This is a genomic window from Burkholderia sp. HMSC10F09 (assembly GCF_001806955.1).
Taxonomy (GTDB): Bacteria; Pseudomonadota; Gammaproteobacteria; order Burkholderiales; family Burkholderiaceae; genus Burkholderia; species Burkholderia multivorans.
Genome location: NZ_KV786696.1, coordinates 1 through 26,143 on the forward strand (window position 1 = coordinate 1; position 26,143 = coordinate 26,143).

The window sequence follows — 26,143 nt, forward strand, 5'->3', positions numbered from 1 at the left end:
AGGCTCCCTAAGCCAAGAACCCCCGCCCGAGCAGGCGGGGGTTTTTGCATTGGCGGCGGCCGAAACGCGTCGCTCCAATCCTCTTCCCGTCTCCAACGCATTGCACGCCGGTCAGTGCCTGCACCGCGCACCATGCATCGACATACCCAGCCAAAGCGGGAAATTACCTCTTCAGGGTAATATCGCGATTCGTGCCGGCTCCAGCTGTAACCGCCAGCGACGGCGGCCGGCGTTTCTGCATCCCCGTCTATTACACCGTTCATGACTGCTCGTTCCGCCTCAGGTGATCGGACGACCGACTTCCTGCCGTATCTCGTCGCCGCGACGTTCTTCATGGAGTATCTCGACACCACCGTGATCGCTACCGCGCTACCGCAAATGGCGCACACGTTCGGCGTCGGACCGAATGCGCTCAGCCTCGGTATGACGGCCTACATGCTCGCGCTTGCGGTCTTCATCCCGATCAGCGGCTGGATCGCCGACCGCTACGGCTCGAGAACGGTGTTCGGCAGCGCCATCGTGGTCTTTACCGGCGCCTCCATACTGTGCGGTCTGTCGAACGGCGTCGGGACATTCACGGCCGCGCGGCTGTTGCAGGGCGTCGGCGGAGCCATGATGGTGCCGGTCGGCCGGATGATCGTCGTGCGCAGCACCGAGAAATCGCGGCTGATGCGCGCGATCGCGACGATCACCTGGCCGGGCATCGTTGCGCCAGTCGTCGGACCACCGATCGGCGGCTTTATCACGACTTATGCATCGTGGCGCTGGATCTTCCTGCTGAACGTGCCGTTCGGTATCGCCGCACTCGTCAGCACCTGGCTCATCGTCCGGAACACGCGCGCGGAGCAGCAGCGGCCGCTCGACTGGATCGGGTTCGTCCTGGCCGGCGGCGCCTTGACCTGTCTACTGCTCGGTACCGAAACGGCCGGGCAGCAAAATGCGCGGTTCGCGCAGGCCGGCATGCTCGTCGGCGCCAGCCTGCTGTTCGGCATTGCCGCGTGGGTTCATGCGCGGCGATGCGCACACCCGCTGCTGGATTTCACGACGCTGAAAGTGCCGACGTTCTCGGTCACCGTGATCACCGGATCGATCACGCGGATTGCGATCAACGCGGTGCCGTATTTGCTCCCGCTGCTGTTCCAGATTGGCTTCGGACTATCGCCGTTTCAGTCGGGCCTGCTGCTGCTCGCGAGCGCACTCGGCAATCTCGGCATGAAGGCCGGCACGTCGTGGATCCTCGATCGGTTCGGCTTCCGCCGTGTCGCGCTCGTCGACGTGACCATTGTCGGCATCTGCACGATCGCATGCGGCTGGCTCACGGCGTCGACGCCGCTCGCGATCACGCTGCTCGTCGTGTTCGTCTACGGACTGACGCGATCGATGCAGTTCACGACGCTGGCGACGCTCGCGTATGCCGATATCCCCGCGCAGCAGACGAGCGCGGCAAGCACGCTATGGAGCGCCGCGCAACAGATGACGATCGGCATGGGCATCGCGTTCGGCGCGCTGTCGCTGCGCGTTGCGGCTTCGCTGCGTGGCGATACGGGCGGCGTTCATTATCTGCTCGAGGATTTTCGATGGGCCTTCGTCGCGGCCGGTGTGCTCGCGTTGCTGACGTTGCCCGGTTACGCGCGGCTCGCACGCGATGCGGGCGATCGGCTGCGTGCAAGCGCCGCACGCGGGTAAGCGAGCGGCGCGCGGATATGACGTACATCCGCGCGGCGAAGCGTGTGCCGCCTCCGCTCGTCGGCGAATATCGCAGTCGCAGTCGCAGTCGCAGTCGCAGTGGCGCGGCTGTCACTGCGCGTCGTGAAAAATGATGCCGACCGTGTGCCGATGCCCGCTGCGGATCCGGCTCACGCCATGACGGAGGTTCACGCGATAAATGCCGCGCGTGCCTTGCACCGGCCTGCTATGCACGGCGAAAACCACCGCATCGCCTTGCGCCACCGGCACCACTTCTGCGCGCGACTGCATCCGCGGTCGCTGCTCGGTCAACACGAATTCGCCGCCGGTAAAATCGCGCTCCGGCGCGGACAGCAGAATCGCGACCTGCAGCGGAAACACATGCTCGCCGTATAGATCCTGATGCAGGCAGTTGTAGTCACCGGGACCGTACTGGAGTAGCAATGGTGTCGGGCGCGTCTGTCCCGCCTCGTGGCAGCGCGCGAGAAACGCAGCCAGATCGGCGGGGTAGCGTGTATCGATGCCGAGCGCACGATTCCAGCGATTCGCGATCGGCGCGAGATGGCGATACAGCGCGGTGCGCAGCGCATCGACGAGTGTCGGTAGCGGATACGCGAAATACTTGTATTCGCCTCGCCCGAATCCGTGCCGCGCCATCACGACGCGTGACCGATAGCGTGTGTCGTCCGGATAGAGCGCCGCGAGCGCGCGGCATTCGTCGGGCGACAACAGGCGCGGCACGTGCGCGCAGCCGTAGCCGTCCAGGTCGGTGTCGATGAGGTGCCAGTCGAGCGCGTCGACGCGACTTGCGACGTCGACGGGTTCGGCCGTGCGGGGAAGATCGGCAATGTTCACAGACGTACTCCGTTCGTCAGCGGTGCGGCGTTGCGGTTGCGGGATGGTCGGCGTCGCGGCTCGCGGGGAGCGCACACTGCGATACGCGGCGATATGGGGTCGGCACGACCCGATACGCGACAACGCCATTCGGGCAGCGACGTTCGTGCTGCTTTCCGCGATGACCCATGAATGGCTTCAGTGTAGAGGCGAGCGCGCGTCGATGCGTGCCGGATCTTGCGCGCCAATTCGGTGGGGAACGAAGGCGGAGCGGGGCGACGACGTGGGGCCGACGTATCGCCGGCCGGCTGTTCCGCCATCCCGACGGCGGCCACCCGCGCCGGGAATCGACGGTGTCGACGCGATCGGCATCGCTGGCGGCTCGAGTTTGAACGCGATCGTTGCGGCTACTGGAGCGACGGTGCCAACGCCATTGCGAATGAGTCGCCAGTACCAACGCGATCGCCAGCGCCAGTGAATCGCCGGTGCGAACGCGGTCGAGGTGGCCCGCGGTCGCCGGTACCAACGGGATCGTCGCCGCTAGTGAATCGCCGGTGCGAACGCGAGCGAGGTAGCCAGCGGCCGCCAGTCCCAACGGGATCGTCCCCGCTAGTGAATCGCCAGTGCCAGTGGGATCATCGCCGCGAGTGAATCGCCACTGCCAGCGGGATGGTCGCCGCTAGTGCATCGCCGGTGCTAACGCGAGCGAGGTGGCCAGCGGCCGCCAGTTCCGACGGGATCGTCCCCGCCAGTGAATCGCCACTGCCAGTGGGATGGTCCCACTAGTGAATCGCCGGTGCGAACGCGATCGAGGTGGCCAGCGGTCGCCAATCCCGACGGGATCGTCCCCGCCAGTGAATCGCCAGTGCCAGTGGGATCGTCGCCGCTGGTGAATCGCGAGTCCAGCGCGATCGCCACCGCTAGTGAATCGTCAGTGCGATCGATCGAGGTGGCCAGCGGTCGCTAGTCCCGACGGAATCGTCCCCGCCAGTGAATCGCCAGGGCTAGCGCGACCGCCGCCGCTAGTGAATCGTGGGTGGAACGCCATCGAGGCCGCTAGAAGTCGCCGGTGCCAACGGGATCTTCGCCGCTAGTGAATCACCAGTGCTAACGCGAACGCTAGGAAAGCACGGATGCCAGCCGACGCGGTCGACACCGCTGGCGGCTCCCCAGTGCCAACCCGGTCGCGGTTCAGGCGAACCACCGGTGCGAAGCGCGATCGCCATCGTAGGCGAATCCACAGCGCCGACGTGATCGCTGGCAACTCGCTAGTGCTAACGCGATCGCCATGACCAGCGGCTTGCCGGTGCCAGCCCGATCGTTATTGCTGCCGGATCGACGGCGCGCCGACGCGGTCGCTATCGCCAGCAGATCTCTAGTGCCAACGCGATCGCTACTGCCGACGGGGCATCGGCGCCGACGCGATCGCCATTGTTAGTGAATCGCCAGCGCCTGCCACCGCGAACGGCATCGCCCGCGGCGGCGCGATCGCGACCGCCACCCGATTGCCATCACGCCACGCCAGCGTCGATCAACCGGTTACCGCCTCACAGCGGCGCTCGACCTCCACAAACCCGCCCTGACCACCGCCACCCTCACGCCAGCGACCGAAACAGCCAATACAGCGCCCCCGCCAGCACAATCGACGCCGGCAGCGTCAGCACCCACGCGAGCACGAGACTACGAACCGTCCCCCATTGCAGCCCCGACCCGTTCGCGGCCATCGTGCCGGCCACGCCGGACGACAGCACGTGTGTCGTCGAGACCGGCAGCCCGTACGCATCCGCGGCGCCAATCGTCAGCATCGCGACGAGTTCGGCCGACGCGCCCTGGCCGTACGTCAGGTGCTGCTTGCCGATCTTTTCGCCGACCGTCACGACGATCCGCTTCCAGCCGACCATCGTGCCGAGCCCCAGCGCAATCGCGACCGCGACCTTCACCCAGGTCGGAATGAATTTCGTCGCGTGGTCGAGTTGCGAGCGGTAGTTGTCGATCGCGAGCTTGTCGTCAGCGGCGAACGCCGGCTGTCCGGACTTCTCGATCAGCCGGATCGCCTCCGACACGAGGTACATCGTGTTGCGCACGTTGTCGACGTCGCCCTGCGGGACGGCCGCCATCGAGCCGGACGAGCCGACCGCGCCGGCCAGCGACCGGGAAAGCTGCTGCACGGCGGGAATCACGGCGGGCGTCAGTTCGCGATGCTGCACGTAATGCTCGACATCGGCGCGCGGATTCGCCGAGGGCGCGACGCCGTTCGCATATTTGCCGAGCGTCGCGGCGGCCTGGTTCGCGACCGCGACGAACGTCTGCGACTCGGCCGGCGTCACGGCCTTGTTCAGCGCATACGCAGTCGGCACGGTACCGATCAGAATCAGCATGATCAGCCCCATGCCCTTTTGCCCGTCGTTCGACCCGTGCGCGAACGACACGCCGGTGCAGGTCAGGATCAACAGGCAGCGGATCCAGAACGGCGGCGGCTGGTCCTTCTGCGGCTCGCTGTAGAGTTCGGGAATCCGCACGACGGCCTTCAGCGCAAGCAGCAGCAGCGCCGCGCAGACAAAGCCGACGATCGGCGAGAACAGCAGCGATTTGCCGACGCCGAGCGCCTGTCCCCAATCGACGCCGCTCGTGCCGGACGACCCATGCATCAGCTGGTTCATCAGCCCGACGCCGATAATCGAGCCGATCAGCGTATGCGAGCTCGACGATGGGAGTCCGAAATACCAGGTCGCGAGATTCCATACGATCGCCGCGATCAGCAGCGCGAACACCATCGCGAACCCGGCGCCGCTGCCGACCTGCAGGATCAGTTCGACCGGCAGCAGCTGCAGGATTCCGAATGCGACCGCACCGCTCGAGACCATCACACCGAGGAAGTTCCACATGCCGGACCAGATCACCGCGACGTTCGGCGTCAGCGAGTGCGTGTAGATCACGGTCGCGACCGCGTTCGCCGTATCGTGAAAGCCGTTCACGAACTCGAAGCCGAGCGCGATCAGCAGCGCCGCACCGAGCATCAGGTACGGGAACAGCGAGCCCTCCCGAACCGGCGCGAGATCGGCGAGCAAATGGGTCGCGATGTAGACGCCGCCGACGACGAGGACGAGCAGGAAGGCGGCATAGCCGATCTGTCGGGTGCGCTCGACGGAGCCCTGATTGGCGGCGGACGGAGCAGGCTGATTCATGGCGGCATCTCGTGAAGGAGTCCCGTCCGATCCTAGCGTCGCCATTCAGTCAGTTTGATGACAGCGGTCCCGGCCGCCGTGCGCGGCTTACCTCAACAGGCGCGGCGCATGCCACGTCGATTCGCGTGCGAGCGCGACGAACGCGGCGAGATAGTCGATCTGCGCGTCCGCTTCGCGGATGCCGAGAAAGATCTGTTTCGCGATTCCTTTTTTGCCGAGCTTGACCGGCACGACCGGCATCCGGTCTGCATATTCGTCGGCGAGCCATCTCGGCAGCGCGGCGACGCCGCGTCCGCTCGCGACCATCTGCAGCATGATGTCGGTCGTCTCGATCGACTTGTGCCGCCTCGGCACGATGCCGGCCGGCGTCAGGAACTGGTTGTAGATATCCAGCCGGTCCGTTTCGACCGGGTACGTGATCAGCACCTCGTCGACGAGTTGTTCGGGCGTCACGTAGTCGGCGCGGGCGAAACGGTGCGCGTCTGCGACGACCAGCACCTGCTCGTAGTCGAATACCGGATCGAACCGCAGCCCCGGTTTGTTCAGCGGATCGGGTGTCACGAGCACGTCGATGTCGTAGCTGAACAGCGCGCCGATTCCGCCGAACTGGAAGCGTTGTTTCACGTCGACGTCGACATCCGGCCAGCGCGACAGGTACGGCGACACGACCTTCAGCAGCCACTGATAGCACGGGTGGCATTCCATCCCGATGCGCAGCGTGCCGCGCTCACCTTTCGCGTACTGCTTCATCCGTTCCTCGGCGAACTCGAACTGCGGCAGCAGCCGATGCGCGAGCCGCAGCAGATACTGGCCGCCCTGCGTGAGCCGCAGCCCGCGGCCTTCGCGGTCCCAGATCGGCGTGCCGAGCTGCTGCTCAAGCTTCTTGACGGTATGGCTCAAGGCCGATTGCGTCAGATGCAGCGCGTTGGCGGCGGCTGTCAGCGAGCCCTGCCGTTCGACTTCGCGAATGACGACGAGATGAAAACGTTCGAGCATGACGTGCGCCGGCGAACCGGATACATGAACAGTTTTGATGGATGAATGAAATAATGCCATTTTATTTCATGTGTTGAAATCCCTATCATGGCTGCCGATCCATCATTCCTTCAGAACGGCAGCTCCATGGTCACGACACACAACCTCGGTTTTCCACGCATCGGCGCGAAGCGCGAACTCAAGTTCGGTCTCGAACGCTACTGGAACGGCGAATCGTCGCGCGACGAACTGACGGCGCTCGGCGCGGCGCTGCGTCGGCAGCACTGGAACGATCAGCGCGGGCTCGATCTCGTGCCGATCGGCGATTTCGCGTTCTACGATCAGGTGCTCGACATGAGCTTCACGCTTGGCAATCTGCCGAAGCGCGTGCGGGATTTTCACGGCGATCCGCTCGACAATTACTTCCGCGTCGCGCGCGGCCGTTCCGCGCAGTCCGCCGACGCGCACGCCGCGTGCTGCGGCGGCGTCGCGGCCGGCGAGATGACGAAGTGGTTCGACACGAACTATCACTACATCGTCCCGGAGTTCCACGCCGATACGAACTTCTCGCTCGATCCGTCGCGGCTGCTTCAGCATCTCGCGGAGGCGCGCGCGGCGGGCGTGACCGCGAAGCCCGTGATTCTCGGCCCCGTCACCTATCTGTGGCTCGGCAAGTCGAAGGACGATTCCGACCGGCTCGCGCTGCTGCCGAAACTGCTGCCCGTATACGGCGCGCTGCTCGATACGTTGACTGCGCAAGGCGTCGAGTGGGTGCAGGTCGACGAGCCGGTTCTCGTCACCGAACTCGATGCCGAATGGCGGCACGCACTGCGCACCGCCTATGCGGCGCTCGAGACGCGCCGCATCAAGCTGCTGCTCGCGACCTACTTCGGCGAGTTGCAGGACAACCTGACGCTTGCGGCGTCGCTATCGGTCGACGGCCTGCATGTCGATGCGATCAACGCGCGCGACGAGATCGCCGCAGTCGTGCGCGAACTGCCGGCGGACCGCGTGCTGTCGGTCGGCGCGATCAACGGCCGCAATATCTGGAAGACGGATCTGAACGCGACGCTCGACTGGCTCGAACCGCTCGCGAAGCAGCTCGGCGACCGGCTGTGGCTGGCGCCGTCGTGCTCGCTGCTGCACGTGCCGGTCGACCTCGCGAGCGAGGACCGGCTCGATGCCGACATCCGTTCGTGGCTCGCCTTCGCATTGCAGAAGCTCGACGAGCTGAAGGTGCTCGCGACCGCGCTGAACGAAGGGCGCGACAAGGTTGCCGACGCGCTTGCCGCGAATGCCGCCGCGATCGACTCGCGCCGCCGCTCGCCGCGCGTGCACAACGCGGCCGTGAAGGACGCGATTGCGCGTATCGATGCACGTCTCGGCGATCGCGCGAGCCCTTATCCGCAGCGCGCGGCGAAGCAAGCCGCGCAACTGAATCTGCCGGCATTCCCGACGACGACGATCGGCTCGTTCCCGCAGACCGCGGAGATCCGGCACGCGCGCAGCCGCTTCAAGGCGGGCACGCTCGACGAAGCCGGCTATCGCGCGGCGATGCGTGCCGAGATCGAGCGCAGCGTGCGCGAGCAGGAGTCGCTCGAACTCGACGTGCTCGTGCACGGCGAAGCCGAGCGCAACGACATGGTCGAATATTTCGGCGAGCAGCTCGACGGATTCGCGTTCAGCCGGTTCGGCTGGGTGCAGTCGTACGGTTCGCGCTGCGTCAAGCCGCCGATCCTGTTCGGCGACATCAGCCGCCCGAAGGCGATGACGGTCGAATGGATCGCGTATGCGCAGTCGCTGACGCACAAGCCGATGAAGGGCATGCTGACGGGCCCCGTGACGATCCTGAACTGGTCGTTCGTGCGCGACGACCAGCCGCGCTCGGTGTCCTGCCGTCAGCTCGCGCTCGCGATCCGCGACGAAGTGCTCGATCTCGAGAAGGCCGGCGTACGCGTGATCCAGATCGACGAGGCCGCGTTGCGCGAAGGGCTGCCGCTGCGCCGTTCGCAATGGAGCGCGTATCTGCAATGGGCGGTCGAGTCGTTCCGGATCGCCGCGAACGGCGTGCGCGACGACACGCAGATCCACACGCACATGTGCTATTCGGAGTTCAACGACATCATCGCGTCGATTGCCGACATGGACGCCGACGTGATCACGATCGAAACGTCGCGCTCCGACATGGAACTGCTCGACGCGTTCGACAGCTTCAGGTATCCGAACGAGATCGGGCCCGGCGTGTACGACATTCATTCGCCGAACATTCCGACACAGGACCACATCGTCGCGCTGATGAAGAAGGCGGCCGAGCGGATCCCGGCCGATCGTCTGTGGGTGAACCCGGATTGCGGGTTGAAGACGCGCCGGTGGGAGGAAGTGATCCCGGCGCTGGCCAACATGGTGGCGGCCGCGAAGACGCTGCGCGCGCAGCAGCGGTAACGTCGCCGCGCGCGGCGCGCCGGGCAGGCGCCGAGGTCTGCCCGGCGAAGTGCGACGCTTACGCGGTACGCGCGGCGGTGTGCGCGCCAGCGCGCGGCAGCGCATCGACATCCTTCGCGGAAGATCCCGCATCGTCGATGCTGACGCGGCGCGAGATCAGCCACACGCACAGCGACGACAGCACTGCGGCACTCGTGTACTGAATCGCGAGCGGCCACCACTGCGGCGCGGTGTTCTGCGCGATGATCGTCGCGACGAGCGGCGTCAGGCCGCCGGCGAGTGCGCCGCACACCTGATAGGCGATCGAGATCGCCGTGTAGCGGATCCGTGCGACGAAGATGCCGCTCACGAAGCCCGCGACGACCGAGTAGTAGCCCGATTCCGCGAGCGTCGCGAGGCCGACGCCGACCGTGATCGACAGCGGCGTGCCGAAATGCACGAGCGGCAGCATCACGAACGGCACGATCGCGGCCCACGCGCCGGTGATCAGCAGCACGCGCGTCGTTCCGAAGCGCTGCGCGAAGAACGCGGCCGCGAGCTGCACGACGAACTGCAGCACGGCCACGATCGTCATGCAATGCAGCACCATCGAGCGGTCCAGCGACAGGAACTGCGTCGCATAGCTGATCATGAAGATGTTGCTGAAGTACACGCCGGCGATCCCGTATACGTTCGCACCGATCGCGAGCAGCAGCAGCGGCCAGTACTTCAGCGCCTCGCGCACCGGATTGCGCGCGGTGTCGCCGCTCTTGCGCACCTCCTCGAACTCCGGCGATTCGGACACGCTTGCGCGAATCACGAAGCCGACGGCGAGCAGCACCGCGCTCGCGAGGAACGGCAGGCGCCAGCCCCAGCTCATCAGGTCTTCCTTCGGCAGTGTGCTGATCGCGCCGAACGCGAGCATCGACAGGATCAGGCCGCTCGCGCTGCCGAGCTGCGCGAACGAGGCGAAGAACGTGCGCTTGCCTGCCGGCGCGTGTTCGCCGGCGAGCAGCACCGCGCCGCCCCATTCGCCGCCGACCGCGATTCCTTGCAGCACGCGCATCAGCACGAGCAGGATCGGCGCAAGCATGCCGGCCGTCGCATAGGTGGGCAGCAGGCCGATCGCGACCGTCGACACGGCCATCAGCATCAGCGTCGCGAGCAGCGAGCGCTTGCGGCCGAAGCGGTCGCCGAGATAGCCGAACAGCACGCCGCCGAACGGCCGCGCGAAAAAGCCCACCGCGAACGAGCCGAACGACGCGAGCAAGCTCACGAAGCGGTTCTCGCCCGGAAAGAACAGCGGGCCGAACACAATGGCGGCGGCGGTCGCATAGCTGTAGAAGTCGTACCACTCGATCGTCGTGCCGACGAACGACGCAAGCGCCGCCCGCTTCGGTTGCTTGACGGAAGTCTCCATCTTTTTCTGGCTCCTCTTGAATCCTCTGATTGGGAATGGTCGCGGCGCGCGTCAGTCGCGGTACGCGACGCCCGGCAGCACGCACAGCAGCTCGTATGCGAGGTTCGCGCCGAGCAGTGCCGTCGTGCCGAACGGGTCGTACGGCGGCGCGACTTCGACGAGATCGCAGCCGACGATGTTCAGCCCGCGCGCGCCGCGGATGATCTCGAGCGCCTGCGGCACCGTGAGGCCCGCGATTTCCGGCGTGCCGGTGCCCGGTGCGTAGGCGGGATCGATGCCGTCGATGTCGAAGCTGATGTAGACGGGCGTGTCGCCGACGCGCTCGCGCACTTCATCCATCAGCGGCACGAGCGACTTGTTCCAGCATTCTTCCGCCTGAACGACGCGAAAACCCTGCTCGCGGCACCAGTCGAAGTCTTCGGCCGCGTAGCCGGTGCCGCGCAGGCCGATCTGCGTGACCTTGTCGCCGTGCAGCAGGCCTTCCTCGACCGCGCGGCGAAACGGCGTGCCGTGCGCGATCTTTTCGCCCATCATCGTATCGTTCACGTCGGCGTGCGCATCGACGTGGATCAATGCGACCTTGCCGTGCTTGCGGTGGATCGCGCGCAGGATCGGCAGCGCGATCGTGTGATCGCCGCCGAGCGTGATCGGCTTGCAGTCGTGCTCGAGGATCGCGTCGTACGCGGCTTCGATGCGCGCGATCGAATCGTGCAGGTTGTACGGATTGATCGCGACGTCGCCGATGTCGGCGATCTGCAGCGAATCGAACGGCGCGGCGCGCGTCGCCATGTTGTACGGGCGCAGCAGCACGGATTCGGTACGGATCTGGCGCGGGCCGAAGCGTGCGCCGGTGCGGTTCGACGTGCCGAGATCGAACGGCACGCCGACGAAGCAGGCGTCGAGGCCGGCGGCGCTCGCCACGTGCGGCAGGCGCATCATCGTCGCGATGCCGCCGCAGCGCGGCATTTCATTGCCGCCGAGCGGCTGGAAATGGGTGTGGTCGTTCATGGGGCGCTCTTCCAATGTGGGGTTGCCGTATCATTCGACGCGGCTCGGCGCACAGTTGTACGCGTTCCGGCCTTAAAGAAGAATGCGAAGATATCGACGTAAACATCGATCTTCATCGATGCATGGAAGGGGAATAGCGTGCTGGGGAATCTGTCGACCCTCGATCTGCGGCTGATCCGCGTGTTTCTCGCGGTGACGGACGCGGGTGGCGTATCGGCGGCGCAGGCGGTGCTGAACGTCGGCCAGTCGACGATCAGCGCGCAGCTGTCGTCGCTCGAGACGCGGCTCGGCTATCGGCTTTGCGAGCGCGGCCGCAGCGGCTTCCGGCTCACGCCGAAGGGCGAGCGGTTCCACGCGATGAGCCGCAAGCTGCTCGCAGCGCTCGACGAATTCGGCATGGCCGCGCGGCATATGGATCGCCAGCTGGTCGGCACGCTCAATATCGGGCTGATCGGCCATACGCCGGTGAGCCAGAACGCGCGGATCGCCGAGGCGATCGCCGCGTTCCGTACGCGCGACGAGGCCGTGCGCTTCTCGATCTCGGTGCGCGCGCCGGGCGATCTCGAGGAGAAGCTGCTGAGCGACGAGATCCAGATCGCGGTCGGCTATTTCTGGCATCGCGTGCCGTCGCTCGAATACACGCCGCTGTTCGTCGAGCGGCAGGTCGCGTATTGCGGCCGCGGCCATCCGCTGTTCGCGCGCGCGGGCACGCTGACGCCCGAGGACGTCGCCGGATTCGAGTGGGCCTGGCGCTCGTACCCGCTGCCGGAAGCGCAGATGTCGACGACGCCCGACCGCGTGACGGCGACCGCCGACAACATGGAGGCCGTCGCGCTGCTGATCCTGTCGGGCCATCACCTCGGCTATCTGCCGCAGCATTTCGCGGCGCCGTACGTCGCCCAAGGGCTGCTCGCGCCGCTCGATCCGGAGCGGCTGCGTTACGACGTCACGTTTCACATGGTCGTCGCGCGCAGCGGGCGCGGCAATCCGCTCGTCGAAGCGTTTCTCGAGGACCTCGAGCGCGCGCACCACACGCCCGATACGCCGGCCAGACACCATTCCCCGCCGCGCGCCGCGCGTGGCTTCGATTTGGCGTTCGCGGCTTCGCCGCCCGGGCGATCAAGGCACCGGCAGCCCCGCGTCGTGTTTGACCTCGCGCAGCGACAGCGCCGATTCGATCGACGTGACGCCCGGCAGCATCCGCAGCGAGTCGCGCAGGAACGTGCCGTAGTCGTCGAGATCGCGCGCAACGATCTGCAACAGATAGTCGGCCGTGCCCGCGACGTTGTGGCACGACAGGATCCGCTCGATGCCGAGCACCTCGCGCTCGAAGCGGTCGGCGACCTTGCGGTCGTGCGTCGCGAAGCGCACGAGCACGAAGGAGACGACGCCGAAGCCGAGCGCCTTGCGCGACAGCTGCGCACGGTAGCGCTCGATGTAGCCGTCGTTTTCCAGCCGCTTCAGCCGCCGCGCACACGGCGTCTCGGACAGGCCGACGCTGTCGGCCAGCCGCGCGATCGACAGGCGCCCGTCGCGTTGCACCGCGGCGAGGATCGCGCGGTCGGTTTTGTCGAGTTCGGTCATCTTGGCGGAAATCCTGTTCGAATGCGCAAATTGTGGCGGATTCCGCTATCAAATGCGAGTGCGGGGCAGAAGACGGCCAATAAACCCTCATCCGCCAGCGGCAAACTATCGCCGTTGAGGGACGGGGGAAGACGATGATTTCCACGCATTTGCTGTTCATTTATCTCGCCGCGCTCGCGGCGATCTACGCCGTGCCGGGGCCCGACATGGCGCTCGTGCTGCAGACCAGCATCGGCCGCGGCGTCCGGCCCGGCATCGCGGCCGCCGCCGGCCTGTCGCTGTCGCGCAGCGCACACGTGACGCTGTCCGCTTGCGGCGTCGCGGCGCTGATCCGCGGCGCGCCGTGGCTCTACGAAGCGATCCGCTACGGCGGTGCGCTCTATCTCGGCTACGTCGCGATCCAGGTGTTCCGCTCGCCGGTATTCGACGTCGGCAACGGCGACGCGGCCGCGGCCGGCGAACTGCGTCAGTCGTTCGTGAAAGGGCTGCTGACCAATCTGCTGAATCCGAAGGCGCTGCTGTTCTGCTCGGTGCTGCTGCCGCAGTTCGTGCGGCCGGAGGCCGGGCCGGTCGTCTGGCAGATGTTCGCGCTCGGCGCGCTGCTGGTCGCGGCCGGCGTCTGCTTCGATCTCGCCTGCGTGTTCGGCGCGTCGCGGATCGCCGCATGGATGCGTGCGCATCCGCTCGCGCAGACGGTGCAGCGCTGGACGTTCTCCGCCGCACTGCTCGGCTTCGCGCTGCGGCTTTCGATGGACTAAGCGTGCGACAGCGCACGGCGGCGCCGCACGCTGCGCGCTGCGCGCCGCGCGCAAATCATCCGACTGTTCTACACTTCCTGTGACTTCGCGCGACCGCGAACCCGACTGACCACACGGAACCGTCTTCCGTCGGCCATGTCCGATTTCCTGGCTGTTCCGTGCAACGCGGTACAAAGGAGGGTCTGAACATGGCAAGGCATCTTCACGCCGACCGCGAACCCCGAATCGTCGCCGACTCCAAGTGTCTCGGCCCGTGCGATCCGGCAGAACGCATCCACGTCACGATCATGTTGCGGCGGCAGGAAGAAGGGCAACTCGATACGCTGCTCCAGCGGCTCGCCAGCGGCGATCCGCAAGCCAAACCGCTGTCGCGCGACGCATTCGCGCAGCGCTTCTCGGCAAGCCCCGACGACATCCGCAAGACCGAGGACTTCGCGCGCCGTCATCAGCTGACGGTCGATCGCGTCGATCCGGCCGAAAGCGTCGTCGTGCTGTCGGGCACCATCAAGCAATTCGAAACCGCGTTCGGCGTGACGCTCGAGCGTTTCGAGCATCACGCGATCGGGCAGTATCGCGGCCGCTCGGGGCCCATCGCGCTGCCGGACGAGCTCGGCGATGCGGTGACGGCCGTGCTCGGCCTCGACAGCCGCCCGCAGGCGCGGCCGCACTTCCGGCTGCGCCCACCGTTCAAGCCGGCACGCGGCGCGGCGAGCGTCACGTTCACGCCGCCGCAGCTCGCGTCGCTGTACGGGTTTCCGGCCGGCGACGGCGCCGGCCAGTGCATCGCGATCGTCGAACTCGGCGGCGGCTACCGCGCCGCGGACATCGCGCGATACTTCAGCGGGCTCGGCATCAAGACGCCGCCGACGCTCGTCGACGTGAACGTCGGCACCGGCCGCAACGCGCCGACCGGCGATCCGAACGGCCCGGACGGCGAAGTCGCGCTCGACATCGAGATCGCCGGCGCGATCGCGCCCGCCGCGAAAATCGCCGTCTACTTCGCGCCGAACAGCGATGCGGGCTTCATCCAGGCCGTCAACGCGGCCGTCAACGACACGAAGAACAAGCCGTCGGTGATCTCGATCAGCTGGGGCGGCCCGGAGGCGATCTGGCAGGCGCAGTCCGCGCAGGCGTTCAACCGCGTGCTGCAGGCGGCGGCCGCGCAGGGCATCACCGTCTGCGCGGCGTCCGGCGACAGCGGCTCGGGCGACGGGCTGCAGGACGGCGCCGATCACGTCGACTTCCCCGCGTCGAGCCCGTACGTGCTCGGCTGCGGCGGCACGCAGCTCGACGCGCTGCCGGGGCAGGGCATCCGCAGCGAAGTGGCGTGGAACGACGAGGCGTCGGGCGGCGGCGCGGGCGGCGGCGGTGTCAGCGCGCTGTTCGATCTGCCTGCCTGGCAGCACGGGCTCTCGCTGACGCGCGCGGACGGCAGCCGCGCGCCGCTCGCGAAGCGCGGCGTGCCCGACGTCGCGGGCGATGCGTCGCCGCAGACGGGCTACGAGGTCTCGGTCGCCGGCACGCCGGCCGTGATGGGCGGTACGAGCGCGGTCGCGCCGCTTTGGGCCGCGCTGATCGCGCGGATCAACGCGGCGGCCGGCACGTCGGCCGGCTGGATCAACCCGAAGCTGTACCGGCATCCGGACGCGCTGCGCGACATCACGAAAGGATCGAACGGCACGTTTGCGGCAGCCGCCGGCTGGGACGCCTGCACCGGGCTCGGCAGCCCCGACGGCGCGAAGCTCGCCGCGATCCTCGCGCGCAAGCCGTCGAGCTGACGCGCGCGACACACGGCTTTTCGTTCGACGCGGGGCTTTCCCGCGTCTTTTCTTACTTCCAGGAGCAGCACGATGGGCATCGATTCCGCATCCTCCGGCGGCGTGTATCCGCTGCATCATGGCGACCACAATTCGCACGGCGTGCCGCCGAGCGTCGACCCGGTCGCGCTGAGCCACGGGCGCGACCAGCCGTTCTTCGATCCGGTCGCGTACGGCAACGGCCCCGACGACTCGGTCACCGACACGACCGAAGCGGCCGCGATCACGCATCACACGATCCTGATCGGCGGCCGGCGCATCGCGTATACGGCGACGGTCGGCCACCTCGTGACGGTCGATCCGAGCAGTTCGCAGCCGGCCGCGAAGATCTTCTACGTCGCGTTCACGGCCGACAACGCGAAGGAGGAAACGCGGCCCGTCACGTTCTTCTACAACGGCGGGCCCGGTTCGTCGTCGGTGTTCGTGCTGCTCGGCTCGTTCGCGCCGAAGCGGATCAAGACGGCGATGCCGGGCTTCACGCCGCCCGCGCCGTACCAGATCGAGGACAACCCGGACAGCCTGATCGACCACAGCGACCTCGTGTTCATCAACCCGGTCGGCACCGGCTATTCGGCGGCGGTCGCGCCGAACAAGAACCGCGATTTCTGGGGCGTCGACCAGGACGCCGATTCGCTCAAGCAGTTCATCAAGCGCTATCTGACCAAGAACAATCGCTGGAATTCGCCGAAATACCTGTTCGGCGAGTCGTACGGCACGGCGCGCAGCTGCGTGCTCGCGTACAAGCTGCACGAGGACGGCGTCGATCTGAACGGCATCACGTTGCAGTCGTCGATTCTCGATTATCGGCAGGCCGGCAATCCGGTCGGCACGCTGCCGACCGCGGCGGCCGACGCGTGGTATCACAAGCGGCTCGGCATCACGCCGGCGCCGGCCGATCTCGGCGCGTTCGTCGAGGAAGTCGCGCAGTTCGCGCGTACCGATTATCTGAACGCGCTGCGCAAGCGCCCGCATGCGGACCCGGCGGTCGTGAAGAAGCTGTCGGACTACACGGGCATCGATACCGACACGCTGAAATCCTGGAACCTCGACATCGCCGGCTACGATGCGCGCGGCAATTCGCTATTTCTGACGACGCTGCTGCACGCGCGCGGGCTCGCGCTCGGCGCATACGACGGCCGCGTGACCGCGATCTCGACCGGCATCGCGGGCAAGATCGATCCGAACTCGGGCGGCAACGATCCGACCATGACGGCCGTGACGGGCGTCTACACGGCGATGTGGAACAGCTACCTGAACGAGCAGCTGAAGTTCACGTCGAATTCGGCGTTCACGGACCTGAACGACCAGGCGTTCCGCAACTGGGATTTCAGCCACATCGATCCGACCGGCGAGCAGCAGGGCATCGATGCGAAGGGCAATCTGATTCTCTACACGGCCGGCGATCTCGCGGCGGTGATGGCGCTGAACGTCGACCTCAAGGTGCTGTCCGCGAACGGCTTGTACGACTTCGTCACGCCGTTCTATCAGACCGTGATCGACCTGCAGCAAATGCCGCTCGAGGATCAGAAGGTGCGGCAGAACCTGTCCGCGCGCTTCTATCCGTCGGGGCACATGGTGTATCTCGACGCCGGTTCGCGCACCGCGCTGAAGCGCGATCTTGCGACGATGTACGACGCGACGGTCGCCGATACGGGCGCACGGATGCGGATCCGCGCGCTGCAGGCGAAGAAGACGGGCGGGCACGCGTAGCGTCGCGCCCGCTTGCCCGGCCGCGTGCGCAACGGTGTCGCGCGCGGCCGGTTGCCGGTATCGGCCGGACCGGCCGCGTCAGCCGCCGTGGCCGGCGTTCGAGGCGATGCCGAGGCCCGGCCAGTCGAACGGCGTGTACGGCAGCGCGCGCTTGTGGCGCGAGCCGTCGTAGAAGCGCAGGACGGTTTCATACACGCGGTCGCCGACCGGCTTGCCTTCGAGGAAATCGTCGATCTCGTCGTACGTGACGCCGTACGCATGCTCGTCCGGGCGCAGCGGACGGAGCTCTTCCAGATCGGCGGTCGGCACCTTCATCACGACCGCCTCTTCGGCGCCGAGCGCACGCGCGACCGCGCGCACGCGACGCTTGTTCAGGCCGGCGAGCGGCAGGATGTCCGCGCCGCCGTCGCCGAACTTCGTGAAGAAGCCCATCAGCGATTCGGCCGCGTGATCGGTGCCGATCACGATGCCGCGGCGCGCGCCGGCCACCGCGTATTGCGCGATCATCCGCTCGCGCGCCTTGATGTTGCCATGCACGAAGTCCTGCTGCGCCGGCGTGTCGAACGCGTGGCCGGAGGCGATCAGCGACTTCAGCATCGCGTCGGCGGCGGGCTTCACGTCGACCGTCAGCACTTCGTCGGCGCGCACGAACGCGAGCGCGCGCTGTGCGTCGGCCTCGTCGTTCTGCACGCCGTTCGGCAGACGCATCGCGATGAAGCGCGCGTCGTAGCCTTCGCCGCGCAGGCGTTCGACCGCGAGTTGCGCGAGGCGGCCGGCCGTCGACGAATCGACGCCGCCGCTGATGCCGAGCACATAGGTCCGCAGGCCGGTCGAGCGCAGATATTGCGCGAGGAAATCGACGCGGCGTGCGATTTCGGCGTCGGCATCGAAATGCGGGGCAACGTTCAGTTCGGCGATGATCGCGCGTTGGCGGCTGGCGTAATCGGCGGCTGTCATGGGGAAAGTTCCGGAACGAAATGCAAGGCGCTCATCATAAGCGCAATCGCCGTGCGCTGCCGCGCGCCGGGTGCGATCGTGCGGATGGGCGTTGCGCGTGCGATACGTGACGTTCGCGGGGTGGGATGCGAGACGCGAACCACAAGCCGCGAGCCCAATACGCGCCCGCCTCAACGCTGGCGCGCGAGCACGACACCCGCCAGCGCAAGCACGAAACCGGCGAGCTGAATCGCCGCGAGCGTCTCGTCGAACAGCAGATACCCCTGCAGCGCGGCGAGCGGCGGCGCGAGGAACAGGAGCGACGTCGCGCGCGCCGCGTTGCCGCGCCGCAGCATCCACATCAGCATCGTGACTGCGCCACCCGACAGAAAGACGACGCCCCAGACGAGCGACACCCACAGCGCCGGCGCGCCGATCCATCGCGATTCGTGCAGCAGCACGACGAACACGGCCGCGACGAGCGCCGCGCCGAGATTCTGCACGGCGACCGCCGTGCGCAGATCGCTTTGCGCGAGCTTGCCCTTCTGGTAAAGCGATCCGGCCGTGATCGCGCCGACCGATAGCACCGACACGCCGACGACGAGCCACGCCGGCGCCGCGCCCGGCGACGCGGCGGCGACGCCGCCCGACACCTTCGGCGCGAGCACGAGCGCGACGCCGACGAGCCCGAGCGCCATCCCGAGCCAGCCGCGCGCCGGCAACCGCTCGTTGAAGAGCGGCACCGCGAGCACGGCGGTCGCGAGCGGCTGCAACGCGCCGAGCAGCGCCATCACGCCGGCGTTGAGCCCCTGCGCGACGGCCCAGTAGCTTGCGCCGAGATAAACGCCTTGCAGGAGCGCGCCCGCGATCAGATGACGCGGCCATTCGCGGCGTACGGGCCACGGCGCGCGGGCCGCGAGCGCGACGACCGCGAACAGCGCGGCGGTGCCGGCGAAGCGCGCGAGCAGGAACAGGTTGGGATCGGCATACGGCTTGATCGCGCGGGCGACGATGAAGCCGGTGGACCAGAGCGCGACGAACAACGCGGCGACGAGCGACGTGAGCATGCGTGACGGGCCGCGGACGCGCGGCCGGACGAAATCGGGAAGTCGGCCAGTATCGGTCGACGCGGCGCGTGTGTCTTGTCGAATCCTGCACTCGCGCGCGGCCGCGGCCTGCAGGCCGGCGGCCGGACGGCGCCGCGATCAGTCGAGCGAGAACGTGTCGAGCGGCTGGTTCGCGCGCGCGTCGGATGCGAAACGTGCGGCGAGCTGCTCGTACAAGCGGCGCGCTTCGTCGAGCGTCAGATCGATCCAGTACGGATCGCCGGCGCCGTCGTTCAGACGTTCGGGCGAAAACTGGATTTCGAGCACACTGCCTTTGCGATACATTGCGCGAGCCCCTTGGCTGGTCGGTAATTTGGCGAAGCGCAGAGTGTAGCAACGCGCGCCGCGCCGATTCGCGCGCGGCAGGCAATACACCATTTCGCATTTCGCCGATGCCCGTCGCGGCCGGCGTGCTGCCGTCAAATCGCAGTCAAACGGCCGTAATACAATGGCCGGCCATCCCATTACCTGTCGCCTCGGGCGCAACGCGCGATGCTCGCGGAACAACGTCATCAGTACATCCTGTCGGAACTCGGTCGATCGGGCGCGCTGTCGGTCGCGGAACTCGTGCGCTCGCTCGACGTGTCGCGCGAGACCGTGCGGCGCGATCTGAACGCGCTCGCCGCGCGCGGCTTGCTCGTGATGACGCACGGCGGCGCGCTGGCGGCCGACCGGCGCGAGCCGAGACTGTCCGAGCGCGAGGCGGCGAACGCCGACGCGAAGCGCACGATCGGCCGGCGCGCGGCCGAATTCGTGCCGGACGGCGCATCGGTGCTGATCGACTCCGGCAGTACGCCGCACGCGGTCGCGCTCGCGCTCGCCGACCGGCATCGGCTGTCGGTCTACACGAACGACTGGCGCACCGCGCTCGTGCTCGCGCGGCGCAACGGCAATCGCGTGACGCTGCTCGGCGGCGAGCTGTCCGACGACGAGGACGCGACGTTCGGCCTCGACACGATCCAGCAGCTTGCGCAATACCACGTCGATTTCGCGTTCGTCGGTGCGGGCGGCATCACGGCCGACGGCGACTGCACCGACTACTCGCGGCTCGCGGCGGAGGTGCGCAGCCGGATGATCGCGGCCGCCGGCACCGCGATCATCGTCGCCGATCATTCGAAGTTCGGCCGCGTGACGCCGGTGCGCATCAACGGCACGTCGGCCGCGCGCTATCTGGTGACCGAGCGCGCGCCCGACCGCGCCGTACGTCGCGCGCTGACCGCGCGCGGCATCGAACTCGTGCTCTGCGGCTGACGCGCGCACGACACAGAAGCTTCATCGAACCGTCATTCCGACGGAAACATCGATACGGACACTCGACACCGGTTCTCGCCGATTGCGTGCGGCACTTGCGCGGCCGCGGCTCGCTGCGCCCGCATTGGCCCGAGTGCGCACTGACGCGCCGCCCGCACCGGCGAAGACGGGAACAGTCGCGATTTCTCCATTGAACCGGCCCGGCCACGGGCCAGGGAGCAACGAATGTCCGTGCGCGTACGCAGCTATCTGTCGCCCACTCTCGTCCTGCTGGCCTTCGACTGGCCCGACGCGCAGTCGCGTGCCGACTTCCTCGGCTTCGCGATCCGGCGCACGCCGGGCTTCCGGTCCCCGGACGGCGGCAGGCGTGCGTCGGCCAGCTGGCTGCCGAACCGGCTGACGTTCGACGGCCCGGCCGCCGATACGCAGGGCGACGCGCCGACCGACCAGGCGCCGATCCAGAAATTCATGTGGTGGGACGCGCGCATCGATCCGCAGGATCGCGGGGCGGCGTTTCGCTATGACGTGTATCCGGTCGTCGGCACGCCCGAGCGTTTGCAGCTGCTCGACGCGCAGGCCGGCGTGTGCCGCATCGTGCTGCCCGCACACATCGAGGACGGGATCGGCACCTGGTTCAACCGCGCGGTGGTCAGTTCGCAGGCGTTCGCCAGGCAGGTTGCGGCGCTCGGCCTCGCGCCGGACGAAGCGCCGAGCGAGGCGCAGGCGCTGAAGCTGCGCACCTGGCTCGCGAACGACATGGAGCAGGTGTTCGCCGAGATGCTCGATCCGGCCTCGCGCGCGGTGTCGGCCGTCTATCACCTGACGGACACGCTGTGGGCGCTGCCTGCCTTCGAAGCGTTCGGGCGGGCGCACGGCGAGGCGTCGCTCGCGATCGTCTACGACGCGCACGTGACGAGCCGCAAGGGCAAGCGGCCGCTACCGTCGCCGAACCAGCCGGCCGTCGACGCGCTGCAGGGCCTCGCGACGCTCGCGCCGCGCGACAGGACGCACATCATGCACGACAAGTTCATCGTGACGAACACCGGCGCGGGCGTCGCGCCGGCGCGCGTACTGACGGGCTCCGCGAACTTCACGACGGAAGGGCTCACCGAGCAGGCGAACGTGCTGCACGCGTTCGACTCCCCGGAGCTGGCCGCGCTGTACGAAGAGCGTGCGCGGGCGCTGGCCGCGAATCCGTCGATTGCGGAGACGGCGCGCCTGTCGTCGGGCTGGTCGGCGCCGGTGACGATTGGAGGCGCGCAGGTGCGCGTCGCGTTTTCGCCGGAGCCGGCGGGCCGGCGCACCGAGATCGACACGATCGTCGCCGCGATCGCGGCCGCGAAGCATTCGGTGTCGTTCTGCCTGTTCATGCCGACCGACGCGGCGCTGCGCGACGCGTGCTTCGCAGCCGGCGATCGCGGGCTGATGATGTTCGGACTCGTGAACCGGATCAGCGCGGGCAGCGCGACGAGGGCCGACGCGGCGCAGCAGGCGGGGCAGTCGCTCGACGCCGCGACGCTCGCCAACCTCGAGCTGTACCATCGCCGGCGCGACCATCGCGACGTGATCGACGCCGCGTATTTCTCGCCCGCGACGGTGCCGCAGGGTTTCGAGCCGGAACTGCGGCTATTTCCGGGCGAACCGGCACCGGCCTATCCGCCCGTCGTGATCCACCACAAATTCATCGTGATCGATGCGGAAGGCGCGAATCCGATCGTCTATACGGGCTCCGCGAACATGAGCCGGAACTCCGAGCAGTACAACGACGAGAACCTGCTCGAGATTCGCGACGCGCGGATCGCGGGCACCTATCTCGCGGAATTCCTGCGGCTCTACGAACACTACCGGGCGCGGGCGCTCGCGATCGAGGCGAAGCACGGCAGCACGGGCGCGCATGCGCGGCTCGCGCTCGCGCCCGATGCGCGGTGGGCGCGCAAGTATTTCGTGGCGGGGAGTTCGGAGGAGAAGGCGCGGCGCGCACTGGCGTCGCCCGCGCCGGCCGACGCGAGTGTGGAAACGGAAACGGCCGACCGCGAACGCCTGCGTTACGCGGCGATGTAGCGCAGCACGGCTTCGGCGATCGTGTCGCGATGGCGCGTGCGCAGCCGCGGCGCCGACGGATCGCGACCGAACGCGGCGCCGAACGTGTAGCGGTTCGAGACGCGATGGAAGCAGAACGAGCTGATCAGCAGATGCAGGTCGAACGCGTCGATGTCCTTGCGAAACGCGCCGCTCGCCGCGCCGCGCTCGAGCAGTTCCTCGAGCGTCTTGATGATGCTGACGTTGCGGTTCTTGAACGACTTCAGCTGTTCGAGATACTTCGCGCCGTGGATGTTTTCGATCGATACGAGGCGAACGAAGTCGCGATGCTTGTCGTGATAGTCGAACGTGAATTCGACGAGGCGGCGCATCCCTTCGCGCGGCTCCATGTCGCCGACGTGCAGCTCCTGCTCGAGCGCGCGGATGTCGCCGTACACCTTTTCGAGCACGGCCTCGTACAGGCCTTCCTTGCTGTCGAAGTAGTAGTACAGCATCCGCTTCGTCGTGTTCGTGCGCTCGGCGATCGCGTCGACACGCGCACCGGCGAGCCCCATCGCGGAGAATTCCTGCGTGGCGACGTCGAGGATGTTGCGCTTGGTTTGCTCGGGATCGTATTTGCGCCGTGCATCGGACGGAAGCGCGCGGTTGTCGGACGTGGCGGCCTTGCTTCCTGCTTTCATGTGCGGTTGTTCTGGCTTCGCGGCGGCGTGGAACGGGCATTCTAGCATGCGGAAAATCGACGATTCGTCGAGCGCCGGCTCGCTTTCCGGCGCCGTTCCGGACGCGCCGGCGCGGCCCGCGACGCTCATCGGCGGTAGGCGGCGAGCGCGTCGCGCGCCTGGTACGCGGCGTAGGTGAGCTGCGCGGCCGCGAGCCCTGCGAGCCCGAACGTGCGCGTGAGGCCGAAGGCGCGAAAGCCGTCGGGCACCGGCCGGTCTTCGGCCAGCGCAGCGGCGAGCGTTTCGCCGGCCACCGTGGTCGGCGCCATCCCGTGGCCGCCGAACGCGATCGCATGCCAGACGCCGTCGGCGTCGCGGCCGATCTGCGGCATCTTGTGCCGCGCATAGCTCATCAGTCCGCCCCAGGCGTAGTCGACCTTCACGTCCGCGAGCTGCGGATACACGCGCAGCAGGTCGCGGCGCAGCAGCCGCGCGATCGCGTCGGGGCCGCGGTCGAGCACCGAGATGCGACCGCCCCACAGGATCCGCGTGTCTTTCAGCGGCCGGTAGTAGTCGAATGCGAAGCGCGTATCGTAGATCGCATACGGCGCGTCGATCGCGTCCTTCAGCCGATCGCCGAGCGGCTCGGTTGCGATCACGTAGGTCGCGATCGGCAGCACCGCGCGCTCGATGCGCGGCGACACGCCGCGCGCGTAGCCGCCGCCCGCGAACACGACGTCCTTCGCGCGCACGCTGCCGTGCGCCGTGCGCACGACGTAGCCCGCGCCTTCGCGCGCGATGCCGAGCGCGGCCGAGCGTTCGTAGATGCGCGCGCCGCCGCGTGCGGCGGCCGCCGCGACGCCGAGTACGTACTTCAGCGGATGGAAGTGGAAGGCGTTCGGCTCGAACAGGCCGCCGTGGTAGCGCGCGGTATGCAGTTGCGCGCGCAACGCGTCGGCCGTCACCGGTTCCCAGTCGACGTCGAATTCGCGCTTCATCAGCGTGCGCACGCCGTCGAGCCGCGACGGATCGTCGAACCAGTTCGCGAGCATCACGCCGCGATCGACGATGTCGCAGTCGATCCCGTAGCGCGCGATCCGCGCGCGGATCAGGTCGACCGCGTCGACCGTCAGCCGGTACAGGCGGCGCGCTTCGTCGCGGCCGAGCGTGCGCAGCAGGTCCGCGTTGTCGAGGCTGTAGCCGCCGAACACGAAGCCGCCGTTGCGGCCCGACGCGCCGAAGCCGACGCGCTCGCCGTCGAGCACGATCACATCGCGCACACCGCGCTCGACGAGGCCGAGCGCCGTGCACAGGCCGGCAAGGCCGCCGCCGACGATGCAGACCTGCGTGTCGAGCGTGCCGCTCAGTTGCGGATAGGGCGGGCGGGTAACGGTGGCTTCGTAGAAGTTCTGCATGCGATTCGGCAAGTCGTGACGACGAAAAAACGGGCGGCGCGCGTCGATCTTGCCTGAACGCGCGCGCCGCGTCGAATGGTGTTGGGGTGGCGCCGGCCGCGCGCAGCGTCGGCGCGTGGCGCGGCGGCGCACTTATGCGCCGGACGTCGGGTTCGCGGGCCGCGCGACGTAGGCGGCGTAGCCGGCCGAGGTGTCGGCGGCCGGCTCGGGTGGCGCGGTGCGCTCGATCCACGGGGCGATGTCCATGTCCTCGTAGCGGACCAGCCGGCATTTGCGCACCAGCGCGTAGCCGATCCAGATCGCGAAGAAGAACGGCAGCCCGATATAGGTAGCGGCGACGGCGACCCAGTCGATCCGCGCCGCGAAGAACGCCTGGTAGTCCTGCCCCAGCGCGACGATCGCGCACAGCGCGAACGCGAAGATCGGGCCGAACGGGAACCACTTCGACCGGTACGGCAGCTGATCGAGACGGTAACCCTGTTTGAGCAGTCCCTTGCGGAAACGGTAGTGGCTGACCGCAATCCCGAGCCATGTGATGAAGCCCGCCATCCCGGACGTGTTGAGCAGCCACATGTACACGGTCTTGTCGCCATACAGCGAGGTGAGAAAACACAGCGCGCCGACCGCCGTCGTCGCGTACAGCGCATTGCGCGGCACGCCGCCTGCCGACAGCTTCGCGAACAGCTTCGGTGCGCGGCCTTCGGTCGCGAGGTTGTACAGCATGCGCGTCGACGCGTACATGCCCGAGTTGCCGGCCGACAGCACTGCCGTCAGAATCACCGCGTTCATCACGCCGGCCGCGAATGCGAGGCCCGCGTGACGGAACACGAGCGTGAACGGGCTCACGCCGATGTCGGTCACGTCGGTCTTCAGCAGGCTCGGGTCGGTGTACGGAATCAGCACGCCGATCACGAAGATCGCGAGCACGTAGAACAGCAGGATGCGCCAGAAGATCTGGCTGACCGCACGCGGGATCGTCGTGCGCGGGTTTTCCGATTCGCCGGCTGCGACGCCGATCATTTCGGTGCCCTGAAACGAAAAGCCGGCGATCATCGCGACGCCCATCATCGCCGGCAGGCCGCCGACGAACGGCGCGTCGCCGATCGTGAAGTTCGCGAGGCCCGCGCTCGGGCCGCCCTTCATGATCCCGAAGATCATCAGCAGACCGACCCCGAGAAACGCGATCACGGTCAGCACCTTGATCAGCGCGAACCAGTATTCGGCCTCGCCGAAGCCGCGCACCGACAGTGCGTTGAGCGCGAAGATCAGCGTCAGAAAGAGCGCGCTCCACCAGACACCCGGTACGTGCGGGAACCAGTAGTGCATCACGAGCTGCGC

The 26,143-nt window shown here is 67.6% G+C and carries 19 protein-coding genes and 1 pseudogene; 8 read left to right on the forward strand and 12 right to left on the reverse strand.

The features are described 5' to 3' along the window. Positions 1-261: 261 nt before the first annotated feature. Positions 262-1,686, forward strand: coding sequence for a DHA2 family efflux MFS transporter permease subunit (locus HMPREF3115_RS13210; protein ID WP_070554690.1), 1,425 nt, complete (start codon positions 262-264; stop codon positions 1,684-1,686). Positions 1,687-1,797: 111 nt separating this feature from the next. Here the strand turns inward: HMPREF3115_RS13210 and HMPREF3115_RS13215 are convergent, their stop codons facing one another. From HMPREF3115_RS13215 to HMPREF3115_RS13225, 3 genes are all read right to left on the reverse strand, one after another. Then, positions 1,798-2,541 (reverse strand): 2OG-Fe(II) oxygenase, encoded by a 744-nt coding sequence (locus HMPREF3115_RS13215; protein ID WP_006405915.1) that lies wholly within the window; start codon positions 2,539-2,541, stop codon positions 1,798-1,800. Positions 2,542-4,115: 1,574 nt separating this feature from the next. Further along, a complete protein-coding gene (locus HMPREF3115_RS13220; protein ID WP_070554693.1) occupies positions 4,116-5,705 on the reverse strand; it encodes an inorganic phosphate transporter in 1,590 nt (529 codons plus the stop codon). 87 nt (positions 5,706-5,792) lie between these two features. Further along, on the reverse strand, positions 5,793-6,701 hold the full coding sequence (locus HMPREF3115_RS13225; protein ID WP_035488991.1) for a LysR family transcriptional regulator: 909 nt from the start codon (positions 6,699-6,701) through the stop codon (positions 5,793-5,795). A 126-nt stretch (positions 6,702-6,827) separates the two neighbouring features. On the opposite strand from HMPREF3115_RS13225, the gene metE reads away from it, so the two are divergent. Then, entirely contained in the window at positions 6,828-9,122 is a 2,295-nt protein-coding gene (gene metE / locus HMPREF3115_RS13230) for a 5-methyltetrahydropteroyltriglutamate--homocysteine S-methyltransferase (RefSeq protein WP_070554694.1), read from the forward strand. Between the two features lie 58 nt (positions 9,123-9,180). On the opposite strand, the gene HMPREF3115_RS13235 is transcribed toward metE, so the two are convergent. Next, entirely contained in the window at positions 9,181-10,521 is a 1,341-nt protein-coding gene (locus HMPREF3115_RS13235; protein ID WP_070554697.1) for an MFS transporter, read from the reverse strand. 51 nt (positions 10,522-10,572) lie between these two features. Next, on the reverse strand, positions 10,573-11,529 hold the full coding sequence (speB, locus tag HMPREF3115_RS13240) for an agmatinase (protein WP_006402848.1): 957 nt from the start codon (positions 11,527-11,529) through the stop codon (positions 10,573-10,575). A 138-nt stretch (positions 11,530-11,667) separates the two neighbouring features. Between speB and HMPREF3115_RS13245 the strand changes: the two are divergent. After that, positions 11,668-12,570, forward strand: a pseudogene (locus HMPREF3115_RS13245) (LysR family transcriptional regulator); the annotation flags it as partial. A gap of 78 nt (positions 12,571-12,648) precedes the next feature. Here the strand turns inward: HMPREF3115_RS13245 and HMPREF3115_RS29220 are convergent. Beyond that, the gene (locus tag HMPREF3115_RS29220; RefSeq protein WP_006409251.1) at positions 12,649-13,113 is read right to left on the reverse strand and encodes an Lrp/AsnC family transcriptional regulator; all 465 of its coding nucleotides are present in this window, start codon (positions 13,111-13,113) and stop codon (positions 12,649-12,651) included. A gap of 134 nt (positions 13,114-13,247) precedes the next feature. Here HMPREF3115_RS29220 and HMPREF3115_RS13250 point away from each other — a divergent pair, with 134 nt between their 5' ends. The 3 genes from HMPREF3115_RS13250 to HMPREF3115_RS13260 all read left to right on the forward strand — a co-directional run bounded on the left by HMPREF3115_RS13250 (position 13,248) and on the right by HMPREF3115_RS13260 (position 17,398). After that, on the forward strand, positions 13,248-13,871 hold the full coding sequence (locus HMPREF3115_RS13250; protein ID WP_006402855.1) for a LysE family translocator: 624 nt from the start codon (positions 13,248-13,250) through the stop codon (positions 13,869-13,871). A 188-nt stretch (positions 13,872-14,059) separates the two neighbouring features. Further along, positions 14,060-15,649 (forward strand): S53 family peptidase, encoded by a 1,590-nt coding sequence (locus HMPREF3115_RS13255; protein WP_065496019.1) that lies wholly within the window; start codon positions 14,060-14,062, stop codon positions 15,647-15,649. 72 nt (positions 15,650-15,721) lie between these two features. Then, positions 15,722-17,398, forward strand: coding sequence for a S10 family peptidase (locus HMPREF3115_RS13260; RefSeq protein WP_006410336.1), 1,677 nt, complete (start codon positions 15,722-15,724; stop codon positions 17,396-17,398). 78 nt (positions 17,399-17,476) lie between these two features. On the opposite strand, the gene nadE is transcribed toward HMPREF3115_RS13260, so the two are convergent. The 3 genes from nadE to HMPREF3115_RS13275 all read right to left on the reverse strand — a co-directional run bounded on the left by nadE (position 17,477) and on the right by HMPREF3115_RS13275 (position 19,725). Then, entirely contained in the window at positions 17,477-18,355 is an 879-nt protein-coding gene (gene nadE / locus HMPREF3115_RS13265; protein WP_006402862.1) for an ammonia-dependent NAD(+) synthetase, read from the reverse strand. Between the two features lie 170 nt (positions 18,356-18,525). Continuing rightward, entirely contained in the window at positions 18,526-19,401 is an 876-nt protein-coding gene (locus HMPREF3115_RS13270; RefSeq protein ID WP_006402863.1) for a DMT family transporter, read from the reverse strand. A 138-nt stretch (positions 19,402-19,539) separates the two neighbouring features. Next, positions 19,540-19,725 carry a hypothetical protein gene (locus tag HMPREF3115_RS13275; protein WP_006405926.1) on the reverse strand — a complete coding sequence of 62 codons (186 nt, stop codon included), beginning with the start codon at positions 19,723-19,725 and terminating at the stop codon, positions 19,540-19,542. Between the two features lie 207 nt (positions 19,726-19,932). Between HMPREF3115_RS13275 and HMPREF3115_RS13280 the strand changes: the two genes are divergently transcribed. After that, a complete protein-coding gene (locus HMPREF3115_RS13280; protein ID WP_070554699.1) occupies positions 19,933-20,691 on the forward strand; it encodes a DeoR/GlpR family DNA-binding transcription regulator in 759 nt (252 codons plus the stop codon). A 225-nt stretch (positions 20,692-20,916) separates the two neighbouring features. Then, complete coding sequence (locus HMPREF3115_RS13285) at positions 20,917-22,752, forward strand: phospholipase D-like domain-containing protein (RefSeq protein WP_070554701.1); 1,836 nt, start codon at positions 20,917-20,919, stop codon at positions 22,750-22,752. Here HMPREF3115_RS13285 and HMPREF3115_RS13290 read toward each other — a convergent pair. The 3 genes from HMPREF3115_RS13290 to HMPREF3115_RS13300 all read right to left on the reverse strand — a co-directional run. Then, positions 22,737-23,411 (reverse strand): TetR/AcrR family transcriptional regulator, encoded by a 675-nt coding sequence (locus HMPREF3115_RS13290; RefSeq protein ID WP_012468043.1) that lies wholly within the window; start codon positions 23,409-23,411, stop codon positions 22,737-22,739. The two genes, HMPREF3115_RS13285 and HMPREF3115_RS13290, sit on opposite strands and share 16 nt — an antisense overlap. 125 nt (positions 23,412-23,536) lie before the next feature. Next, complete coding sequence (locus HMPREF3115_RS13295; RefSeq protein WP_070554704.1) at positions 23,537-24,805, reverse strand: NAD(P)/FAD-dependent oxidoreductase; 1,269 nt, start codon at positions 24,803-24,805, stop codon at positions 23,537-23,539. A 132-nt stretch (positions 24,806-24,937) separates the two neighbouring features. Continuing rightward, positions 24,938-26,143 (reverse strand): amino acid permease (locus tag HMPREF3115_RS13300; RefSeq protein WP_256276193.1); only part of this gene is annotated, 1,206 nt, incomplete at its 5' end.

Coding starts and splice junctions, on each gene's coding strand:
- HMPREF3115_RS13210 (WP_070554690.1), top strand. CDS start 262: ATGACTGCTCGTTCCGCCTCAGGTGATCGGACGACCGACTTCCTGCCG.
- HMPREF3115_RS13220 (WP_070554693.1), bottom strand. CDS start 5,705: ATGAATCAGCCTGCTCCGTCCGCCGCCAATCAGGGCTCCGTCGAGCGC.
- HMPREF3115_RS13225 (WP_035488991.1), bottom strand. CDS start 6,701: ATGCTCGAACGTTTTCATCTCGTCGTCATTCGCGAAGTCGAACGGCAG.
- metE (WP_070554694.1), top strand. CDS start 6,828: ATGGTCACGACACACAACCTCGGTTTTCCACGCATCGGCGCGAAGCGC.
- HMPREF3115_RS13235 (WP_070554697.1), bottom strand. CDS start 10,521: ATGGAGACTTCCGTCAAGCAACCGAAGCGGGCGGCGCTTGCGTCGTTC.
- speB (WP_006402848.1), bottom strand. CDS start 11,529: ATGAACGACCACACCCATTTCCAGCCGCTCGGCGGCAATGAAATGCCG.
- HMPREF3115_RS29220 (WP_006409251.1), bottom strand. CDS start 13,113: ATGACCGAACTCGACAAAACCGACCGCGCGATCCTCGCCGCGGTGCAA.
- HMPREF3115_RS13250 (WP_006402855.1), top strand. CDS start 13,248: ATGATTTCCACGCATTTGCTGTTCATTTATCTCGCCGCGCTCGCGGCG.
- HMPREF3115_RS13255 (WP_065496019.1), top strand. CDS start 14,060: ATGGCAAGGCATCTTCACGCCGACCGCGAACCCCGAATCGTCGCCGAC.
- HMPREF3115_RS13260 (WP_006410336.1), top strand. CDS start 15,722: ATGGGCATCGATTCCGCATCCTCCGGCGGCGTGTATCCGCTGCATCAT.
- nadE (WP_006402862.1), bottom strand. CDS start 18,355: ATGACAGCCGCCGATTACGCCAGCCGCCAACGCGCGATCATCGCCGAA.
- HMPREF3115_RS13270 (WP_006402863.1), bottom strand. CDS start 19,401: ATGCTCACGTCGCTCGTCGCCGCGTTGTTCGTCGCGCTCTGGTCCACC.
- HMPREF3115_RS13275 (WP_006405926.1), bottom strand. CDS start 19,725: ATGTATCGCAAAGGCAGTGTGCTCGAAATCCAGTTTTCGCCCGAACGT.
- HMPREF3115_RS13280 (WP_070554699.1), top strand. CDS start 19,933: ATGCTCGCGGAACAACGTCATCAGTACATCCTGTCGGAACTCGGTCGA.
- HMPREF3115_RS13285 (WP_070554701.1), top strand. CDS start 20,917: ATGTCCGTGCGCGTACGCAGCTATCTGTCGCCCACTCTCGTCCTGCTG.
- HMPREF3115_RS13290 (WP_012468043.1), bottom strand. CDS start 23,411: ATGAAAGCAGGAAGCAAGGCCGCCACGTCCGACAACCGCGCGCTTCCG.
- HMPREF3115_RS13295 (WP_070554704.1), bottom strand. CDS start 24,805: ATGCAGAACTTCTACGAAGCCACCGTTACCCGCCCGCCCTATCCGCAA.